Source organism: Streptomyces sp. NPDC047061 (assembly GCF_040643955.1).
Classification (GTDB): Bacteria; Actinomycetota; Actinomycetes; order Streptomycetales; family Streptomycetaceae; genus Streptomyces.
Genome location: NZ_JBEYVI010000027.1, coordinates 39951 through 54604 on the forward strand (window position 1 = coordinate 39951; position 14654 = coordinate 54604).

At 73.3% G+C, this 14654-nt stretch carries 15 protein-coding genes; 13 read left to right on the forward strand and 2 right to left on the reverse strand.

The annotated features are described in order from the left end of the window. Window positions 1-111: 111 nt before the first annotated feature. Together ABZ887_RS31950 and ABZ887_RS31955 are read right to left on the reverse strand one after the other, a co-directional pair. Window positions 112-1023, reverse strand: coding sequence for a DJ-1/PfpI family protein (locus ABZ887_RS31950; RefSeq protein WP_361296839.1), 912 nt, complete (start codon window positions 1021-1023; stop codon window positions 112-114). Between the two features lie 10 nt (window positions 1024-1033). Continuing rightward, window positions 1034-1633 carry an isochorismatase family protein gene (locus ABZ887_RS31955; protein WP_361296842.1) on the reverse strand — a complete coding sequence of 200 codons (600 nt, stop codon included), beginning with the start codon at window positions 1631-1633 and terminating at the stop codon, window positions 1034-1036. Between the two features lie 227 nt (window positions 1634-1860). Here ABZ887_RS31955 and ABZ887_RS31960 point away from each other — a divergent pair, with 227 nt between their 5' ends. The 13 genes from ABZ887_RS31960 (at window position 1861) to ABZ887_RS32020 (ending at window position 14647) form a co-directional block, all read left to right on the forward strand. Further along, window positions 1861-2448, forward strand: coding sequence for a DUF4255 domain-containing protein (locus tag ABZ887_RS31960; protein ID WP_361296845.1), 588 nt, complete (start codon window positions 1861-1863; stop codon window positions 2446-2448). Continuing rightward, a complete protein-coding gene (locus ABZ887_RS31965; protein ID WP_361296848.1) occupies window positions 2448-3269 on the forward strand; it encodes a hypothetical protein in 822 nt (273 codons plus the stop codon). The genes ABZ887_RS31960 and ABZ887_RS31965 overlap by 1 nt, the downstream gene beginning before the upstream one ends. 85 nt (window positions 3270-3354) lie before the next feature. Then, complete coding sequence (locus ABZ887_RS31970; protein WP_361296851.1) at window positions 3355-5244, forward strand: phage tail sheath subtilisin-like domain-containing protein; 1890 nt, start codon at window positions 3355-3357, stop codon at window positions 5242-5244. An 80-nt stretch (window positions 5245-5324) separates the two neighbouring features. Then, complete coding sequence (locus tag ABZ887_RS31975) at window positions 5325-5780, forward strand: phage tail protein (RefSeq protein WP_361296854.1); 456 nt, start codon at window positions 5325-5327, stop codon at window positions 5778-5780. Window positions 5781-5785: 5 nt separating this feature from the next. Next, the gene (locus ABZ887_RS31980; protein ID WP_361296857.1) at window positions 5786-7894 is read left to right on the forward strand and encodes a hypothetical protein; all 2109 of its coding nucleotides are present in this window, start codon (window positions 5786-5788) and stop codon (window positions 7892-7894) included. Between the two features lie 2 nt (window positions 7895-7896). Further along, window positions 7897-8430: a phage tail protein gene (locus tag ABZ887_RS31985; RefSeq protein WP_361296860.1), complete on the forward strand. Its 534-nt coding sequence runs from the start codon at window positions 7897-7899 to the stop codon at window positions 8428-8430. After that, on the forward strand, window positions 8430-9143 hold the full coding sequence (locus tag ABZ887_RS31990; RefSeq protein ID WP_361296863.1) for a LysM peptidoglycan-binding domain-containing protein: 714 nt from the start codon (window positions 8430-8432) through the stop codon (window positions 9141-9143). Before ABZ887_RS31985 ends, ABZ887_RS31990 begins: the two co-directional genes overlap by 1 nt. A 21-nt stretch (window positions 9144-9164) precedes the next feature. Beyond that, window positions 9165-9341: a hypothetical protein gene (locus ABZ887_RS31995; protein WP_361296865.1), complete on the forward strand. Its 177-nt coding sequence runs from the start codon at window positions 9165-9167 to the stop codon at window positions 9339-9341. A gap of 3 nt (window positions 9342-9344) precedes the next feature. Further along, entirely contained in the window at window positions 9345-10427 is a 1083-nt protein-coding gene (locus tag ABZ887_RS32000; protein WP_361296867.1) for a contractile injection system protein, VgrG/Pvc8 family, read from the forward strand. Then, on the forward strand, window positions 10424-11089 hold the full coding sequence (locus ABZ887_RS32005) for a phage baseplate assembly protein V (RefSeq protein WP_361296870.1): 666 nt from the start codon (window positions 10424-10426) through the stop codon (window positions 11087-11089). The genes ABZ887_RS32000 and ABZ887_RS32005 overlap by 4 nt, the downstream gene beginning before the upstream one ends. Continuing rightward, window positions 11086-11808, forward strand: a complete 723-nt coding sequence (locus ABZ887_RS32010) for a hypothetical protein (RefSeq protein WP_361296873.1) — start codon at window positions 11086-11088, stop codon at window positions 11806-11808. The genes ABZ887_RS32005 and ABZ887_RS32010 overlap by 4 nt, the downstream gene beginning before the upstream one ends. Beyond that, window positions 11805-12212 carry a GPW/gp25 family protein gene (locus ABZ887_RS32015; RefSeq protein ID WP_361296876.1) on the forward strand — a complete coding sequence of 136 codons (408 nt, stop codon included), beginning with the start codon at window positions 11805-11807 and terminating at the stop codon, window positions 12210-12212. The genes ABZ887_RS32010 and ABZ887_RS32015 overlap by 4 nt, the downstream gene beginning before the upstream one ends. Further along, window positions 12209-14647, forward strand: coding sequence for a putative baseplate assembly protein (locus ABZ887_RS32020; RefSeq protein WP_361296879.1), 2439 nt, complete (start codon window positions 12209-12211; stop codon window positions 14645-14647). The genes ABZ887_RS32015 and ABZ887_RS32020 overlap by 4 nt, the downstream gene beginning before the upstream one ends. The last annotated feature ends 7 nt before the right edge of the window (window positions 14648-14654 follow it).

Consider the following 14654-nt stretch of genomic DNA (forward strand, 5'->3'; position numbering starts at 1 on the left):
TCCGTGGGCGTGTGTTCGGTCGACTGCGCGCCCTCCTGGGCCGGCCCTGACCGCGGGTACCCGGTACGCCTGCCCGGACCAGCACAGCGGGGTGCCATGCGTCGCCGCCGGTCAGTGTTCGCGGGCGCGCAGGCGCCGCAGCATGCGGGGGTCCTCGAAGCCGACGGCGCGGGCGGCGGCGTCGACCGTGGCGCCGTGGCTGATGAGGTGCTCGGCGTGTTCGAGCCGGAGGGTCTGCTGGTAGCGCAGGGGGGTGAGGCCGCCGGTGGCGCGGGTGAAGAGGCGGGTGAGGGTGCGTTCGCTCACGCCCACGGTCGCGGCCAGGGCGGACAGGGGCAGCGGCTGGTCGTACCGGGCGTCGAGGAGGTCCTGGGCGTGGTGCACGGTGTCGTCGAGGTGGGACCGGTGCCTGAGCATCGCGCTGGCCTGCGGTTCGTGGCCGTTGCGCCGGGCGTAGACGACCATGTCCCGGGCCACCTGTGCGGCGACGGCGGGGCCGTGCCGGGTGGCGACCAGGTGCAGGGCCAGGTCGATGCCGCTGGCGATGCCGGCCGAGGTGACCACCCGGTCGTCGGCCGTATGCAGAACATCGCGGACGACCGTCGCCGCCGGGTAGCGGTGGGCGAGCTCGTCCTGCACGTCGTGGTGGGTGGTGCAGCGGCGGCCGTCCAGCAGACCGGCCCGGCCGAGCAGTTCGGCTCCGGCGCAGACGCTGGCGACGGTCCCGCCCCCGGCGTGATGGTCCCGGAGAGCCCTGAGGGCGGCCTCCCCGAAGGCAGGGCTGCCCGCCAGGGTGGGCGCCCGCCAGCCGGGTACCACGATCAGGTCCTCGGGGCCGAGGTCGGGCCAGTCGGGCTGGGCCACCACGGGCAGGCCCTGAGCGGTGGGGACCGGCTGCTGTTCGGCGACGTAGCTGAAGGTGTAGGGGTGCCCGAAGTCGGAGGCCGTGGAGAAGACCTGTGCGGGGCCCGCCAGGTCAAGCAGGTGGAGTCCGGGCACCAGGAGAAAGGCGATGTGGCTCACGATCCGGTCATCATGCCCGAGAATCCGCCTCGGCTTCCAGCTGTCCGACCGTGGCGATGGTGGCGAAGCGTCCGGCAAGGGCGTACTCCGTGCGCCTGATGATCTCCTCGGCGCTCAGGGTGCGGGGGTCCGACAGCAGCTCGGCGACGCTCCGGTCGGCGGGAGCGTCGCGGTGCGCGATGGGGTTGGTTGCGGTGGCGTCGACGACGAACGTGACCTGGTAGCCGAAGTCGCTCGCGACCCGGGTGGTGGTCTCCACGCACTGCTCGGTCCGGATGCCGCAGACGGTGAGCTCGTGGATGCCGCGCTCGGTGAGGAGCTGCTGCAGGTTGGTGGTGGTGAAGGCGTTGTGCGAGGTCTTGTGGATCAGCGGTTCGGTGTCCCGGCGCTGCAACTCCGCCATCAGCCGGACATGGCCGAGGGCGGGGTCGAAGACATCGCCGCTGCCGGGTTCTGAGTGCAGTACCCACACCACCAGGTCCCCGGCCCGGCGGGCGAGCCGCACCAGCCGGTTCACCTGGTCGGCGATCTTCGGGTCGGAGATGGTGTCCCACAGCGGGCGGGCGCGGAAGGATTCCTGGACGTCGATGACGATCAGTGCTCGGGTCATGCCCCCAGCCTGACCGGCGGCACCGCAGCGGCGACAGGCCGCATCGGGTCCCGATGCGGACCGATCCGGTCACCGCCGGAGTCGTGATCATTCCGGCTCCGGGGTGCCCGGCGGACCGGTCGGCGTACCCGGGACAGGACGGCCTGCCGACGGTGACGCGCTCGTGACGGCGTGGTCACGGGGGGCCTGCCATGGTCCGTGGGACGAGAGAACGGAGGGACGACGCGGTGGCGAACTACCAGTCGATCGGATCGGTGGCCGAGGCCGTTGCCCGGCTGTTTCGGCAGGCGTGGCAGCCGGCGCTGCTCGGCGGGATCGAGCCGCAGTTCGACGTGTACCAGGGCAAGGACTTCTCCACCCCGATGGCCCAGGGCGTCTCGGTCTTCGTCTACCAGGTGAACGTCGACCAGATCCAGCGCACCCTGCCACCGGCCGCCTCCGACCACCGGCGCCCGCTGCCGGTGCGGATCTCGTTCCTCCTCACGGCCTGGGGGCAGGACGCGTCCACCGAACACGACCTGCTCGGCTGGGCGATGCGCACGATCGCCGACAGCCCGGTGCTGTCGTCCGGCTTCCTCAACGCCGCCGCACCGGGGGTGTTCCGGCCCGAGGAGACCGTCGAGCTGGTCCCCGTGGACATGAGCGACTACGACGTCTTCCAGCTCTGGCAGGTGCTCCCGGGCAGCCTCCAGCTGTCGGTGCCGTACCTCGCCCGTGTCGTACGCGTCGAGTCCGACCTCACGGTGCCGCAGGGCGCACCCGTCCAGGTGCGCGAGCTGGCCGTGGTCGCGGGCGAAGGAACGGAGGCCGGGTGATGGGCGTCCCCAAAGAGCGCGAGCGGATCGGCTACCGGGCCCCGCTGGCCGTGCGCTGCCTCGACGCGGCCGGTGCGGCCTTCGCCCGGGACGGCCTGAGCGCCGTCGCCTGGCCCGAGAGCGATCCGGCGACGACGGTCCGCGCGACCCCGTCACCCTTCTCGGACCTGCTCGGCTTCGGCACCCTGCCCGGCCGGCGTGCCGACCGGCGGGCCCGTTCCACCGACGGCGAGCCACTGGACTGGCCGGTCCCGGCGGCTCCCGAGCCGTTCGTGGTCCGGGTCACCGACCGTGCTCGCCGGTATCTGCCGACGACCCTCCTGGCCCAGGTGCCGGCCGGCACACCGGTCGCCGTACCGCTGTATCCGGCCCCCGGACGGCAGGCGCCGTCCGGCTGGGCGGTCGTCCGGGGGGAACTCCACGGCGCCCCCGACGGGGCGCCTCTCGGGTGGGGGGTGGTGGAGGTGTCGACCGACGCCGGCCGCCACACCACCGTGACCGACGCCGACGGCCGCTTCCTGCTCTGCCTTCCCTACCCCGAGGCCCTGCCGGAGCTGCCCGAACAGCCCGGCGCGGCGGCGGGCCCCGCGCCCGCGGGCCTCGCCTCCCTCACCTGGCCGGTCACCGTCGCGGTCCGCTGCCAGCCCGGTGCCCTGCGCCGGCCGGTGGAGCCGGCCCCGCAGGACCCGCCGTACCTGGACTCGATCCTCGGGCAGGCGCCCGCGCGGATCGACCCCGGCGGCGGACCCCAGCCGACCGTCACCGAGACCCTCGCGTTCGGTACCGCCCTGGTACTGCCGCTCACGGTGGTGCCCTCGTGAACCCCGGCTCGGTCCCCGAGCCCCGGCCCAACCCAACGAAACCCAGCCCCAGCCCAGTCGAACGAGCCGCGGAGGCGACCCGACGATGCCCCAATACCTAGCACCCGGTGTCTACGTCGAAGAGGTCGCTGGCCCCCGAACGATCCAGGGAGTCAGCACCAGCACGGCGGCCTTCATCGGGCCCACCCGTTCCGGCCCCACCAGCGGCCGGCCCGAACTGCTCACCTCCTACGCCGACTTCACCCGCCTCTTCGGCGACGCCGTCGATCTCGAGTTCGAGGACGCCGGCCGCTTCCCCAACTACCTCGCGCTCGGCGTCAAGGGCTTCTTCGACGAGGGCGGCAGCAGCCTGTACGTGATGCGCACGTTCGCCCGCACCGACGCGGACGCCCCCGAGAACGACCACGGTCTCGGTTCCGTGCCCCGCGACACCGACGCGGTCCGGCTGAGCCTGCGGGCACGCTTCCCCGGACAGGCCGGGAACCTGCGGGTCACCCTCACCCTCCGCTCCGGCACCAACGCGCTCACCGCCGCCGGGGACCTCACCCGGGTACGGGAGTTCGACACCGTCTGGGCGACCAGGACCGCCTCCGACGACAAGGGCGTGTTCACCGTCCGCCGGGACACCACCACCGGGGCCTGGACCCTCACCGGCGGCGCGTTCGCGCTGGCGCTGGACGAGGCGAGCGGCGTCTACCCGCTCACCGCCCTGGTCGAGGTGCAGCACCCGACCGTCGACGCCCAGGGCCTGCCCGCCTTCGGCCCGCCCCAGGCGGTCGGCGAGTTCGGGTTCGACCCCCGGGCGGCCGGCACCGGTATCACCACCGTCCTCACGGCGAACCCGCCCACCCGCCGGGCCGCGCTGAGCGTCCCGATCGCCGTGGAGGGTGTGGCCGGGCTGGGCCAGGTGTCACCCGACGACCTGCCCCGGGTGATCGCCGCGGCGCTCTTCGACGCCAGCATCCTGGAGACCAGCCCCGTGGCGACCACCCCGCTGCAACTGCGGCAGCGCGTGGTCACCCTGACCGGCGGCACGGACGGCAACGCCCCCGACATCACCGAGTACGAGGGCGACCCGACCGGCTTCGCCGACTACCAGAACAACCCCACCGCGCTGCCGTTCAACGGGCTGCTCGCCTTCGAGTCGGTCGACGACATCTCCATCGTCGCCGCGCCCGGCTCCTCCACCGGCTGGGACCGCACGACCGCTGCCCAGGGCAAGGCGCGCGCGATCGCCAACGCGGTGATCAACCACAGCGAGCGGATGATCTACCGGGTGGCCGCGCTGGACACACCGCCGGGCTTCCTGCCCGACGAGGCGCTGGACTACCGCAACCAGCGTTCCTCGACGCACGCTGCGCTGTACTACCCGTGGATCACCGTCAGCAGCCCCCTCGACGGAAGCCGGGTCGACGTCCCGCCCGCCGCCTACATGGCCGGGATCTGGGCGCGCAGCGACGCCGCCCGCGGCGTGATCAAGGCACCGGCCAACGAGGTCGTCCGCTCCGCGCTCGACTTCGAGACCCGGCTCAACAAGGCCCAGCAGGAACTCCTCAACCCGCAGGGCGTCAACTGCCTGCGCTTCTTCCCCGGTCCCGGGTTCCTCGTGTGGGGCGCCCGCACCGTCTCCGACGACCCGGAGTGGAAGTACCTCAGCATCCGCCGGTACTTCAACTTCCTGGAGAAGTCGATCGACCAGGGCACCCAGTGGGTCGTCTTCGAGGTCAACGGACCCGCCCTGTGGGACGCCGTACGGCACACGGTCGAGGGGTTCCTGTTCAACGAGTGGAAGAGCGGTGCCCTGCTGGGCGCCAAGCCCGAGCAGGCGTACTTCGTGCGCTGCGACGCCTCCACGATGACCGCCGACGACCTCGACAACGGCCGGCTGATCTGCGTCGTCGGCGTCGCGGCGGCCAAGCCCGCCGAGTTCGTCGTCTTCCGGATCAGCCAGTGGACGGCCACCCAGACGGCCTGAGAGCAGGCGGCCTGAGAGCACTTGGCCCGAGAGACGACGGCACCCACGGCCGGACAGCGGCCAACCGATGAGGAGCGGCAATGGCAACCCAACGTGACAACCCCTACGGCGGTTTCAACTTCCTGGTCGACTTCGCGACCGGCGACGCGAGCACGGTGCGCGGCGGTTTCCAGGAGGTCAGCGGCATGAACATCGAGGTCACCTCGGCGGACTACCGCGCCGGGAACTCGCCGGTCAACCATCCGATCAAGGTGAACGGCGTCTACAAGGTCGGCGACGTGACCTTCAAACGCGGGCTGATCGGCGCGCTGGACCTGTTCCAGTGGGTGGACGCGATCCGTTCCGGCGACCAGTCCGCGCTGCGCACCGTGCACGTGTCCTTGCAGGACGAGGCGCACAACGGCCCCGTGATGACCTGGACCCTGCTGAACGCACGGCCGCTGCGCTACACCGCGCCGTCGCTCAACGCCAAGGCGGGCTCCGAGGTGGCGATCGAGGAACTCGTCCTGTCCGTCGAAGACATGAGCGTGGAGTAGCCCCCATGGCCGCCTCGACCCTCACGTTCTCGGGACGCCTGCCCGGCGTCGACGTCGCCGCCGCACCGCCCGCGGCCGACCTGCCGTTACGGCTGGACGTCGCGGCCTTCGTGGGATTCGCCCCGCTCGGCCCGCTCGACCTGCCGGTCGCGGTCGAGGACGTCAACCAGTTCACCGCCGTCTTCGGGGGCGAACTGGTGCTGGCCACCGACGCCGGCGTGCCGGTGTACGCGCGCCTGGCCGGGGCGGTCAGGGCGTTCTTCGACAACGGCGGGCGGCGCTGCCACGTGGTGCGGGTGGCCGGTCCCGGCGCCCGACCGGCCCGCTGGACGGTGCCCGGGCTGCGGATCTGGCAGCCGGACGGCACCGTGACCGGGGCCGTCGTGGAGGCGGCCTGGCCGGGCGCCTGGTCCGCGGGCATCCAGCTCGCCACCCAGCTGCTGCCCCGGCCGCTCGCCCTCGCGGGCAGCTACCGGCGGTCCACCGCGACAGCCCCCGGACAGTACCTGCCCGCCACCGACGCCCCGGTCCCGGCGCAGCCGGGCGACCTGCTGCGGTTCAGCTTCGGCCCCGGCCACCCCGCCCTGTACACCCGGGTGCGGGGCCGACTGCCCGGCACCGCCGCGGTCGCCATGGACACCGAGATGCCGTACACCGCCGCGCCGGACACGGAGGCCGAGGACCGCCCCGACCCGGGCGCGCTGGCCGGGTTCCCCGCCGAACTCCCGGTCGTGTCAGCCGAGTTGCTGCGGATGGACCTGCTTGTCAGGCAACTCGGGTCCGACGGTGCGCGGTTGCTCGACCGGCAGACGGACCTCGCCTTCAACGCGGCCGTGTCCACGGCCGGTCCGGCGGCGGTCCGCCCGGTCCCGACGGTCCGGCCGGTGTGGACGGACGTCCTGCAACCCGCCGACGACCAGGCACCCGACGGGAGCCGGTCGACGGTGCTGCGCACGGACGCCGACTCCCTGTCGGCCGCGGCGACCGGTCTGGTGGTGCCCGTCGGCATGAGCCCGCCCGGCGCCGTCACCGACGCCGCCGACCCCGACGTCACCGGCTCCGACGACCTCGGCACCTTCCCCGTAGGGTCCTTCACCGACCCGGCGCTGGCGACGGCGACCGTGTACACCCTGACCGAGGACGCGGCCCGACTGACCGGGCCGGCCCGCCCCACCGGCCGGCCCACCGGGATCCACGCCCTGCTGGGCGTCGACGAGGTCGCCCTGGTGGCCGTACCCGACGCCACCCACCTCGGCTGGTCCCCGGCGCCCGCGGGTCCGGACCAGGCCCCCGGCCCGCCCGTCCTCGACGACCCGGCCGCCTACGACGAGGCCGCGCTGCTCGACGTACAGAGCGCGCTGGTGACGATGTGCGCGGCCCGCGGCGACCTGGTGGCGCTGCTCGGCGTCCCGGCGCACTACGACGCCGGACAGGTGCTCGGCTGGCAGCAACGACTCACCACCCGCGGGCCGTTGTCCGACGCCGGCACCTCCGGTACGTCGCCGCTGAGCTACGCCGCCTACTGGCACCCGTGGCTGCGGGTCCTGGAGAACGACCCGCGCTCCACCGCCCCGCTGCGCACCGTGCCGCCCGACGGGACGGTGGCCGGCACCATCGCCGCCCGTGAACTGGCCCGCGGTGCCTGGATCGCCCCGGCGAACCTGCCGCTGCGCGGCCCCGTACAGCTCGTCCCGGCGCTGACCGGCACCGAGACCGCCCAGCTGTTCGACGCGCACGCCAACCTGCTGCGCCAACGGCCCGGCACCATCACCGCGCTCAGCGCGCACACCCTGTCGGCCGATCCGGCGCTGCTCCAGCTCTCCTTACGGCGGCTGCTGATCCTGCTGCGCAGGACCGCGCTGGCAGAGGGCGCCCGCTACACCTTCGAGACCGACAACGACCGGTTCCGGCAGCTGGTGCGGGCGCGGTTCGAACGGGTCCTCGCCGCGCTGGCCGCCCAGGGCGCGTTCGTGGACCACCGGGTGACCACCGCCGAGGGCGACGACGGCACCGTGATCATCACCCTCCAGGTCGCCCCGAGCAGTCCGGTCGAGTTCATCACCGTCAGCCTGGTCCGCTCCGGCGAGGGCCTGCTCGACGTACGGGAGGGCTGACGATGGCAGCCAACGATCCGCTCTTCACCGCTTTCCGGTTCGACGTGACCCTCGACCTGGACGTGGCCACGCCCGGTTTCACCGGTCCGCTGTGCGACGCGGCCTTCGCCGAGTGCGAGGGTCTGGAGATGACGATGCAGCCGAGGACCGTCGAGGTCGGCGGCATGAACGACGGCCAGGTCCACCTCGTCGGCCCCGTCACCCACGGACAGCTCACCCTGCGGCGCGGCATGACCGACAACCTCCAGCTCTGGCGCTGGTTCACCCTGGGGACCCGCCCCGGCACCGTCCGTACGGCGCTCGGCAAGATCACCCTGCGCGCGGCCGACGGCACTCCCGCGCTCCGGTTCACCCTGACCCACTGCCTGCCGGTACGCATGCGCGCACCGGCCCTGCACGCCCGCGACGGGCTGATCGCCGTCGAGGAACTCGGGCTCGTCTACGAGCACCTCGACATCGCCCTGCCCGACGACCCCACGCCGTCCGCCGCACCCGGCACCCCGGCCACGGCCTCACTGGGCGGGGGGTCCCTCTGATGGGCACGGCGACCATCACCGAGTGGGACCTGGTCAAGCACCAGAAGGTCGACCCGGGCGTTCACTTCGTCGTCGACTTCGACCCGAAGAGCCTGCGGCTCACCTACAGCCCGACGGGCGTCGTCGGCGCCGACGCGGCCACCAAGTCGGGTGCCCTGAGCAAGTTCGCGTCCCAGCAGACCGGACAGTCGACCACGCTGAGTGTCGAACTCGTCTTCGACACCACCGCCGAGAACACCTCGGTCCAGGCCAGGACCGGGAAGATCGTCCGGTTCACCGAGCCGGACACCTCCCGTCCCGGCACCCCGGCACGGCGCGGCATGCGGTTCGCCTGGGGCTCGTTCCTCTTCGACGGCGTCGTGCAGAGCCTCGGCCAGACCATCGACTTCTTCTCCGACACCGGCATCCCGCTGCGGGCCACCGTGGAGATGACGCTCACCGGCGTGCAGCCGCCCGACCAGAGCGCGGCTCCGCCGCCGCCCGCCCCGCCCGTGAGCTTCGGCGCCGGAGCCGGGGCGGCCGCCGCCCCCGCCACCGCTCCGGTCGGCACCACACCGCTGACGCTCAGCCAGTCCGGGGACACCGTGCAGTCGATCGCGGCACGCTCGGGCGCCGGCGTCTCGTGGAAGACCATCGCCGCCGCCAACGGCATCGACAACCCGAGGCTGCTGCCCCCGGGCACCGTCCTCGACCCCAGTGCCCGTCTCTCGTGACCCGGAAGGACCGGACCACCCGTGCGCATCGACATCAACGAGCTGGAGATCCTCGAACCGGACACCCCGGCGGGACCGGACGCGGACACCGCCGCGGACGGAGACCCGACGCGCCGGCCCGTCACTGACCTGGGCGAGCATCTGCGGCGCTGGGAGCGCGAGACCCGCGCCCGCGAACTGCGGCTGCTGGCGGACTGAGCCATGAGCCCGCTGCTCGCGGCCTACCTGTCCACCCCGGCCATCGCCCTGAACGGAACGGTCGACCCCGGCGCGGCCGGCGACCTGATGGCGCTGACGGTCGAGGAGACCACCGCAGGCCTGTCCTGGTGCGAGGCCACTTTCAGCAACTGGGGAGCCCGCGACGCGGTGCCCGGCTACCGGTACCTCGGCGGCGACCCGATCGACCTCGGTACCCCGCTGCGGGTGTCCTTCTCGACCGACGGCACGGACAGCCCGGTCTTCGACGGAAAGGTCAGCGCCCTCCAGGCCGACTACCCCGCCGACCGCCCGGTGCGGGCGCTGGTGTTCGCCGAGGACCGGCTCCAGGACCTCCGGCTCACCCGGCGCACCCGCACCTTCGACGAGGCCACCACCGCCGACATCGCCGGCCGGCTCGCCCGCGACCACGGCCTGACCGCGGACGTGGACCTCGACGGCCCGGTCCGTAAGGTGACCGCCCAGCTCAACCAGAGCGACCTGGCGTTCCTGCGCGGCCTCGCCCGCAGCGACGACGGCGAGGTCCAGCTCGACGGCGGCACCCTGCGCATCCGACGCCGACCCGACCGGACCGGGGACACGCTGAGCCTGGACTACGGCGGCGACCTGCTGTCGTTCTCCGTCCGCGCGGACCTGGCGCACCAGGTCACGGAGATCGCGGTGACCGGCTGGTCGGTCGCCGACAAGGCGGCCGTCCTGGAGACCGCGGACGACGGCGTCCTGGCCGCCGAGCTGGCACCCGGCCAGCGTGGCGGATCGTCGGTCCTGGCGGCCGCGTTCGCCGAACGCAGCGAACGGATCGTCCGGTCCGTGCCGCTCGACGGCGACGACGCGCGGGCCCAGGCGAGGGCCGCCTATCTGGAGCGGGCCCGCCGGTTCGTGTCCGGGACCGGCCTCACCGCGGGCAACCCCGCCCTGCGCGTCGGCATCCGGGTCCGCCTCACCGGCCTCGGCACCGTCTTCGACGGCGACTACTACGTCTGCCGGGTCCGGCACAGCTACGACCTCGCCCAGGGCTACCGCACCGAGTTCGACGTCGAGCGGCCCGGACTGGAGAGTGCCCGATGACCACGCCGCGCGCACAGTACTTCGGGATGTATCCCGCGGTGGTCTGCGACAACCAGGACCCCGAACGGCAGGGCCGGGTCAAGGTGCGGCTGCCCTGGTCGCCCGACCCCGGCGGCGACGAGTACGCCGTCTGGGCCCGCCTGGCGACCACGATGGCCGGCGGCGGCCGGGGCACCTGGTTCGTACCGGAGACCGGCGACGAGGTCCTGGTCGGCTTCGGCGGCGGCGACCCCAACTGGCCCTATGTGATGGGCGCGTTGTGGAACGGACAGGACGAGCCGCCGGAGTCCATGGACGACGGCAACAACCTCAGGTCGATCGTCTCCCGGACCGGGATCCGCATCACCCTCGACGACACCGACGGTGCCGTCACCCTCTCCCTGCGCACCCCGGGCGGCCAGCAGCTGACCCTGGAGGACGGCGGCAGCACGATCCGGCTCGCCGACTCCGGCGGCAACTCGCTGGAGCTGGCACCGGCCGGGATCACCCTCACTTCCGCGGGCACGCTCTCCATCAAGGCCCAGGCCCTCCAGATCGACGCGGGTTCGGCCAAGTCGAGCCCGGCGATGTGGTCCCACGACGGAGCGTTCAAGTGCGACACGCTCATCGCCAACAACGTGGTGGGCAAGATCTACGCCGGCGGCGCCGGGAACACCCAGTGAGCGCCGGACCCGAGCGGCTCCAGTGGACCGCCCCCGCACCGCTGTGGACCACGGACACCGTCGGCACCGCCGGCCCGGCCTTCCTGCGCCCGCTGATCGCCGAACTGGACACCGACGACTTCCTCGACGTGTTCCTGGCGACGACCGGCGGCACCGGCGGCCGGACCCCCACGGACCTGGCCGGCCTCCCGCCCACCCCGGCCCCCGACGGCACGTACCCGCTGTACTGGCCGACGGCCCACCGCTACTACCTCGTCGCGGCGAGCCTCGTCTGCCGCCGGCCGGGGATCCCCGACCACGCCGTACGACCCGCGCTCGGCGAACGGCCGTTCTTCGTCATCCGCCCGGCCGCCGCGGCCGGACCCGACGACGCGCTGCTGCCCGGCGAGCGGCAACTGCCGCTGCACGCCACCCCGGTCGCCGCCTTCGCACCACCCGGATCCGCCGCGGCCACCCTCGGCATGGCGGCCGGCGGCCGGTCGACACGCTCCCTCTTCTACGGGTTCGTCCCGGTGTCCGACGGCGACCCGTTCGTCCGCGACCCCACCGCCCACGTCATCCGTACCGTCCTCGCCCGCGACCCCTGCCCGCCGGTGCTCGGCGCACCCAGCCACCCCTTCGTCTTCGCCGGTCCGCTGCCGCCTCCCATCGGCCTGCGCACCGGCCCTCTCCCGACTGGCCTCCTCCCAACGGGCCTCCCGAAAGGACCGACACCATGACAACGCCGGCAGCGCTCTACGGACAGGGCATCTCGTTCCCGCCCCGCGTCGGCCCCGACGGCGGCATCGTCCGGTCCGTGGGCGAGACCAACGTCCGCGAGTCCGTCGTCACGATCCTGCGCACCCGCCCAGGGGAACGGGTCGAACGCCCGGCCTTCGGCTGCGGCCTCGACCGGTACCTGTTCGAACCGAACACGGTGGCCACGCTCCGGCTGATCGTCGAGGACGTCCAGCGTGCCGTGACCCGCTGGGAGCCGCGCATCCGGCTGGAGGACGTCACCGCCGACGTCAACGCCGCCGACCCGCGCGACGTGGACCTCACCCTCGTCTACACCCTGATCGCCACCGGGGACCGCGAACGACTGCGCATGACCCTCGGCGCGGAAGGCCAGGACCAGCCGTGACCCTGCCGATTCCGGTCCTCGACGACCGTTCCTTCGACCAGCTCGTCCAGGAGGCGCTGGCCCGCGTCCCGGTGCACACGCCGGAGTGGTCCAACCTCAACGAGTCCGACCCCGGTGTCACCCTCCTCGAACTGTTCGCGTTCCTCACCGAGAACCTGCTCTACCGCAGCAACCGCATCCCCGAGGCCAACCGGCTCAAGTTCCTCAGCATGCTGGGCATCGCCCTCCAGTCGCCGAGCCCCGGCACCGGCCTGGTCACGGTCGGCAACGACAAGGGGCCGCTCGCCCCACCGCTGCCGCTGCCCGCGGGCACCGAACTGCGAGCCGGGCAGGTCCCGTTCACCACGAGCATCCCGCTGGCCGTACTGCCCGTGACATCGGCGCTGTACTACAAGCAGCCGCAGACCGCCCTGGACGCCGCGACCCGCAGCCGCTACCAGCTCATCTACCAGACGTTCCTGGAGACCGACACCGACGTCCTCACCTTCTACAAGCCGGTGGCGCTCGACCCGCCGGCCACCGGCAGGCCGGACCCGGTGGTCGACCTCGGCGACCCGGTGAACGGCACCGTCGACCGCTCGCTCTGGGTCGCGCTGCTCGCACCGAAGAACGCCGACCTCGACGCGGTACGGCGGGCGATCGCCGGCCAGAGCCTGTCGATCGGCGTCTACCCGGCGACCCGGGTCGCCGGACAGGTGCTGCCACCGCAGCAGACCGGCACCCGGACCGCCGACCCCGGGCTGGTGTTCGAGATCGCCGCACCGGAACCCGATCCGTCCGGCCTGTCCGGCCCCGGCTTCGGAGTCGGCCCGGCCCGCTACACCCGGCTGCCGGTGACCTACGCCGAGCCCGTCCTCGAACGGCCCGGCCTGGTCCAGGTCACGCTGCCGCCGTACGAACAACTGCTGCTGTGGAACTTCGACCCCGAGGAGGAGGGCACCGGCGACTTCCCGCCCCGCGTCGACGACGCGGCGGTCGCCGCCCGCCTGGTCACCTGGATCCGACTGCGGTACGAGCCCACGGCGGCCGGCACCGGCACCGGCACCGGCACCGGCACCGGCACGGGCACGGGCACCGGCACGGGATCGGATGCGGGTTCGGGATCGGGCTGCGGCTGTGGTTGCGGGAGTTCGGTCACGGACTCGTCCGCCACGACTTCCACGACGACTCTGGCCTCACTGTCGGCCGCGACCGGCGGCCCCACCGGCCGGATCACCTGGGCCGGGGTCAACGCCACCCGCGCGGTGCAGTCCGTGACGGTCCCGGCCGAGCGCGTCGGAACCGGCACGGGCACCCCGTTCCAGACCTTCACCCTGGCCCGGACCCCGGTCCTCGGCGACGACGCGCCGGGCGGACTCACCGTCGAGGTTCAGGACACCGACGACACCTGGCACGTCTGGTCCGAGATCGACGACATCTACGCCGCGGGCCCCGACGACACCGTCTTCACCCTCGAACGCGCCACCGGCAAGCTCCTGTTCGGCAACGGCCTGACCGGGCGGCGCCCCGCGCGCGGGGCCGCGATCCGGGCCGCGTACTCCTCCGGCGGCGGACTCCAGGGACAGGTCGCGATCGGCGGGATCAACCGCAGCGCCGCGCTGCCCGGCGGCTTCGGCCTCACCAACCCGGTGCCCACGTGGGGCGCGGGCGACGGGGAGTCCACCGCCGACGGCGAGAGCGCCGTGACCCGCTGGCTGCGCCACCGCGACCGGCTCGTCACCGCCGACGACTTCCGCGACCTCACCCGGCGCACCCCGGGCGTCGACCTCGGCCGTGTCGAGGTGCTGCCCCTGTTCAACCCCGACCGGCCCGGCGAACCGCAGGACTGGGCCGGCATGGTGACCGTCCTGGTCGTCCCCCGCTCCGATCCGCTGCACCCGACGGCCCCGCTGCCGGACCGCCAGTTCCTGGGTGCCGTCTGCGGGTGGCTGGACCCGCGCCGGCTGATCACCACCGAACTGCACGTACGCGGACCGGAGTACCAGCCGATCCGGGTCTCCGTCGGGATCGTCGCACTGCCCGGCCAGGTGCCGTCGATCGTCGAACAGGCCGTCACCCGGGCCGTGGAGACCTACCTCTCCCCGCTGACCGGCGGCCTTCCGGCCACGGCGGCCGACGACGGCGGCCTGATCACACCCACGGCGACCGGCACCGGCTGGCCTCTGGGCGTCGACGTCCGGCCGCAGGACATCGAGGCGATCGCCACCCGCGTCCCGGGGGTGCGCTACGTCGACTCCGTCCTGATCGCCATGACCGCCGCGGACGGCAGCATCGTCTCTCCGGTGGACGCGGTGCCGATCAGCGGCCTGCGCCTGCCTGCGGCGACCGTGACCGTCGTCTCCGGGGCCGCGCCCGACCCGGCCGTCCTGACCGGCGGCAGCCAGCCCGCACCGCCGACCCAGGTACCGGTCCCGGTCGTTCCCGACACCTGCTGACCGGCGA

Bases quoted from the DNA above. Each gene is read 5' to 3' on its own strand.
- ABZ887_RS31965 (WP_361296848.1), top strand. From the start codon at position 2,448: ATGGGCGTCCCCAAAGAGCGCGAGCGGATCGGCTACCGGGCCCCGCTG.
- ABZ887_RS31990 (WP_361296863.1), top strand. From the start codon at position 8,430: ATGGGCACGGCGACCATCACCGAGTGGGACCTGGTCAAGCACCAGAAG.
- ABZ887_RS31955 (WP_361296842.1), bottom strand. From the start codon at position 1,633: ATGACCCGAGCACTGATCGTCATCGACGTCCAGGAATCCTTCCGCGCC.
- ABZ887_RS31975 (WP_361296854.1), top strand. From the start codon at position 5,325: ATGGCAACCCAACGTGACAACCCCTACGGCGGTTTCAACTTCCTGGTC.
- ABZ887_RS31970 (WP_361296851.1), top strand. From the start codon at position 3,355: ATGCCCCAATACCTAGCACCCGGTGTCTACGTCGAAGAGGTCGCTGGC.
- ABZ887_RS31980 (WP_361296857.1), top strand. From the start codon at position 5,786: ATGGCCGCCTCGACCCTCACGTTCTCGGGACGCCTGCCCGGCGTCGAC.
- ABZ887_RS32015 (WP_361296876.1), top strand. From the start codon at position 11,805: ATGACAACGCCGGCAGCGCTCTACGGACAGGGCATCTCGTTCCCGCCC.
- ABZ887_RS32000 (WP_361296867.1), top strand. From the start codon at position 9,345: ATGAGCCCGCTGCTCGCGGCCTACCTGTCCACCCCGGCCATCGCCCTG.
- ABZ887_RS31985 (WP_361296860.1), top strand. From the start codon at position 7,897: ATGGCAGCCAACGATCCGCTCTTCACCGCTTTCCGGTTCGACGTGACC.
- ABZ887_RS32005 (WP_361296870.1), top strand. From the start codon at position 10,424: ATGACCACGCCGCGCGCACAGTACTTCGGGATGTATCCCGCGGTGGTC.